The following is a 4393-nucleotide window of genomic DNA, read 5'->3' as shown; positions in this document are numbered from 1 at the left end:
AGGGCCTTGCAGGCCTGGGCGCCGGAGTAGTCGAATTCGCAGGCCTGGCCGATCACGATCGGGCCAGCGCCGAGAATCAGGATGCTTTTAATGTCTGTACGTTTTGGCATGGGTTGTCACTCGAATCCGCAGGTCAGTCGGCAAGCCGTCTTGATCAAATCTCTGAAGCGCTGAAGGGGCCGCCGCAATCGGGGCCACCCTCAGGGGCGAGCACTCAGCGCCGCTTGGCCATCTCGTTGATGAAACGATCGAACAGCGGCGCCACATCGTTCGGGCCCGGGCTCGCTTCAGGGTGGCCCTGGAAGCTGAATGCACTCTTGTCGGTACGTTCGATGCCTTGCAGGGTGCCGTCGAACAGCGATTTGTGAATCGCGCGCACGTTGCCCGGCAGTGTGGCTTCGTCCACCGCAAAACCGTGGTTCTGGCTGGTGATCATCACCACACCGGTGTCCAGATCCTGGACCGGGTGGTTGGCACCGTGGTGACCATGGCCCATCTTCACGGTCTTGGCGCCAGAGGCCAGAGCCAGCAGTTGGTGACCCAGGCAGATACCGAAGACCGGGATCTCGGTTTCCAGCACGTCCTTGATCGCCTGAATGGCATAGTCGCAAGGCTCGGGGTCGCCAGGACCGTTGGACAGGAACACGCCGTCAGGCTTGAGCGCCAGGACGTCGCTGGCCGGGGTTTGCGCCGGCACCACGGTCACGCGGCAACCGCGCTCGACCAGCATACGCAGAATGTTCAGCTTGACGCCGTAGTCGTAGGCAACCACGTGGTACGGCAGCTCGGAAGCCTCGAGGGTCGGATGGCTGTCAGTCTTCAGGTTCCAGACACTGGAGCGCCACTCGTAGCTTTCTTTAGTGCTGACGACTTTCGCCAGGTCCATGCCTTTCAGGCCCGGGAAGCTGCGCGCCGCGGCGATTGCCGCTTCCTCGGAGATGTTGTCGCCGGCCATGATGCAGCCGTTCTGCGCGCCCTTTTCGCGCAGGATGCGCGTCAGGCGACGGGTGTCGATACCGGCGATCGCCACGACGTTGTTGGCTTTCAGGTAATCGGACAGGGACAGGGTGTTACGCCAGTTGCTCGCGACCAGCGGCAGGTCACGAATCACCAGACCGGCCGACCAGACACGATCAGACTCGGCATCTTCCGGCGTGGTGCCGGTATTGCCGATGTGTGGATAAGTCAGGGTAACGATCTGTTGGGCGTAGGAAGGATCAGTAAGGATTTCCTGATAGCCGGTCATTGCGGTGTTAAACACCACCTCACCAACGGTCTGACCGTCGGCTCAATGGCTTCGCCGCGAAAAATGCTGCCATCAGCAAGGGCGAGTATGGCTGGCTTAGTCAAGAAGACCTCCCGTAAATAGAACCTGAAAGGGCGATCGCAGGTTGTAAAAAAGCGGAGTGACGTATGGACACGTCACCCCGCTTCTTCACTGAATTATTCTGCGCGCTTTTAGTGGACACACTAAAGCTGTAGCTTACAGAAAAAGGCTTTTTCGGTCCACCGCTAAAGAGCCTTAAAGGCCGAGGAATGCGACAGAACATCGCTTAGCGGGCTAAAACCGGGCTCAAGCGCGAAGCCAAGCCCGGTTTTGGATGCATCTCAACGCAGATCCAGCACATCCTGCATGTCATAAAGACCCGCCGGACGACCGTCCAGCCACAACGCAGCACGCACCGCGCCCTTGGCGAAGGTCATGCGACTGGAAGCCTTATGGGTAATCTCCAGACGCTCGCCCTCGGCGGCGAACAGCACCGTGTGATCGCCGACCACATCACCGCCACGCACAGTGGCGAAACCAATGGTTTCGCGCTCGCGGGCGCCGGTATGGCCTTCGCGCCCATAGACCGCAACCTTCTGCAGGTCACGCCCCAACGCATCGGCAATCACCTCGCCCATGCGCAAGGCAGTCCCCGAAGGCGCATCGATCTTGTGCCGGTGATGCGCTTCGATGATTTCGATGTCCGCATCATCGCCCAGCACACGGGCCGCCATGTCGAGCAACTTCAGCGACAGGTTGACGCCAACACTGAAGTTGGCGGCGAACACGATCGGAATATCCTTGCCCGCCTCGGCCAGTAACTGCTTTTCCTTGGCGCCCAGACCCGTGGTACCGATCACCATGGCCTTGCCCGCCTTGCGGCAGAACGCCAGGTTCTTCAGCATCACTTCCGGAAGCGTGAAGTCGATCAATACATCGAATTCATCGGCGACCTTTTCCAGGCTATCGGACATCGGCACACCGATACGCCCCAGGGAAGCCAGCTCGCCAGCGTCCGCGCCGACCAGCGAACTGCCAGGCCGCACGATCGCCGCGGTCAACCCGGAAAGCGGCGAGCGCTGCTGCACCGCCTCGACCAGGTTCTTGCCCATGCGCCCTGCGGCGCCCATCACAGCTATACGTCGCATGCCTCGCTCCTTACAGGTCGCCGAAGAAGCGCTTCACACCTTCGAACCAACCCGCGGTTTTCGGCGAGTGGCTATTGTCATCCGCCAGGGAGCCGCGCAACTCTTCGAGCAGCTCGCGCTGACGGCGACTCAGGTTCACCGGCGTCTCCACCGCCACGCGGCACATCAAGTCGCCAGCACCACCGCCACGCACCGGAGCCACGCCCTTGCCGCGCACGCGGAACTGCTTGCCGGTCTGGGTACCCTCAGGGATCTTCAGCTTGACCCGGCCATCCAGCGTCGGGATTTCCAGCTCGCCACCCAACGCCGCATCGACGAAGCTGATCGGCACTTCACAAAACAGATGCTTGCCGTCGCGCTGGAAGATCGCGTGCTCACGCACATTGATCACCACATACAGGTCGCCCGTCGGGCCACCCTGGGTACCCGCCTCACCCTCGCCGGACAAACGGATGCGGTCGCCGGTATCGACACCCGCCGGCACTTTCACCGACAGCGTCTTGTACTCTTCGACCCGACCTTCGCCGTGGCAGGAGTCGCACGGATCGGAAATGATCTTGCCCTGGCCATGGCAACGCGGGCAGGTCTGCTGCACCGAGAAGAAGCCCTGCTGCATGCGCACCTGGCCGATACCGCCACAGGTCGGACAGGTAACAGGCGAAGAGCCTTTCTTGGCACCCGAGCCATCGCAAGGCTTGCAGTTGACCAGCGTCGGAACGCGGATATTCACGGTGGTGCCGCGCACCGCCTCTTCCAGGTTCAGTTCCAGGGTGTAGCGCAGATCGCTGCCGCGCTGGGCCCCACCGCGGGAACCGCCACGACCGCCACCAAAGAAATCACTGAAGACATCGCCAAAGATGTCGGAGAAGTTCTGACCACCGAAGCCGGCACCGCCGCCGCCCATGCTCGGATCGACACCTGCATGACCGTACTGGTCATACGCCGCGCGCTTGCTCGAGTCAGACAATACTTCGTAGGCCTCGTTGGCCTCCTTGAACATATCTTCCGACGCCTTGTCGCCGGGATTACGGTCCGGGTGGTGCTTCATCGCCAGGCGACGGTAAGCCTTTTTCAGCTCCGCCTCGCTGGAGCCTCGCTCCACACCCAACACTTCGTAATAGTCACGCTTTGCCATAAGTCTTCGCACTCTTAAGGACGTTCGACAACGCTCTCCTGAGCCCCGCCAAACTCGTTGAGCCCCACTACAGGCCCGGACCCAACTCACGTCGATTCAACGATCCTGGTCTTGGATGAACGACCAACAGACTGGCCGACAATTGCGGCAATACCGAACGGAAAGCAGGAGCATTTCCGCCCGTACCGCCAGCGCGCGAAAGGGTCGCACGCCGTAAAAAATTCGCTTGCTCCAGACACGCCAACGCGGGAGCAAGCTCCCGCGCGGCGACATCCTACCAGTCACCGCACAAAGGCAGTCAACCGGTCGACCAACAAGCAGTCTTACTTGTGGTCTTTTACTTCTTCGAACTCGGCGTCGACGACGTCGTCGGCTTTTTCAGCGGACTCGGCGTGCGGTGCCGCGCCTTCTGCTGGCTGAGCCTGCTCGGCGTACATCTTCTGAGCGACCGGAGCCGACACTTTCGACAGCTCTTCGACCTTGGCGTCGATGGCAGCCTTGTCGTCGCCTTTAACAGCGGCTTCAAGAGCAACCACAGCAGCTTCGATCGCAGCCTTCTCTTCAGCGGTCACTTTGTCGCCCGCGTCAGCGATCATCTTGCGAGTCGAGTGAACCAGGGCATCGCCTTGGTTACGCGCACTGGCCAGCTCTTCGAACTTGCGGTCTTCTTCGGCGTTGACTTCAGCATCGCGAACCATCTGCTGAATTTCTTCCTCGGACAGACCGGAGTTGGCCTTGATCACGATCGCTGCAACTCTGCCCGCTTCACTCGGAAACACCCTTACAACGTCTACATCGCAGAAGTCAGAACCATGAGTGTGAGTAGTGCGACACCCCGCAACA

The 4393-nt window shown here is 60.7% G+C and carries 4 protein-coding genes and 1 pseudogene; all 5 read right to left on the bottom strand.

Annotated features, from left to right (window positions below; all coding sequences use genetic code 11):
* Window positions 1-110: hypothetical protein (locus ACQKQA_RS29710; protein WP_427564728.1), on the bottom strand; the 110-nt coding region annotated here is incomplete at its 3' end.
* Between the two features lie 104 nt (window positions 111-214).
* Window positions 215-1350, bottom strand: a pseudogene (gene carA / locus ACQKQA_RS29705) (glutamine-hydrolyzing carbamoyl-phosphate synthase small subunit).
* A gap of 258 nt (window positions 1351-1608) precedes the next feature.
* Window positions 1609-2415, bottom strand: a complete 807-nt coding sequence (gene dapB / locus ACQKQA_RS29700) for a 4-hydroxy-tetrahydrodipicolinate reductase (RefSeq protein WP_044461140.1) — start codon at window positions 2413-2415, stop codon at window positions 1609-1611.
* A gap of 10 nt (window positions 2416-2425) precedes the next feature.
* Entirely contained in the window at window positions 2426-3550 is a 1125-nt protein-coding gene (dnaJ, locus tag ACQKQA_RS29695; protein WP_427564727.1) for a molecular chaperone DnaJ, read from the bottom strand.
* A 323-nt stretch (window positions 3551-3873) separates the two neighbouring features.
* Window positions 3874-4393, bottom strand: a 520-nt coding sequence (locus ACQKQA_RS29690) for an Hsp70 family protein (protein WP_427564726.1), incomplete at its 5' end; no start/stop codon positions are given.

Source organism: Pseudomonas sp. NPDC089530, from assembly GCF_050280705.1.
Taxonomy (GTDB): Bacteria; Pseudomonadota; Gammaproteobacteria; order Pseudomonadales; family Pseudomonadaceae; genus Aquipseudomonas.
The sequence above is the reverse complement of the archived record's forward strand: the minus strand, read 5'-3'. Positions and strand labels throughout refer to the sequence as shown.

Coding starts and splice junctions, on each gene's coding strand:
- dapB (WP_044461140.1), bottom strand. CDS start 2,415: ATGCGACGTATAGCTGTGATGGGCGCCGCAGGGCGCATGGGCAAGAAC.
- dnaJ (WP_427564727.1), bottom strand. CDS start 3,550: ATGGCAAAGCGTGACTATTACGAAGTGTTGGGTGTGGAGCGAGGCTCC.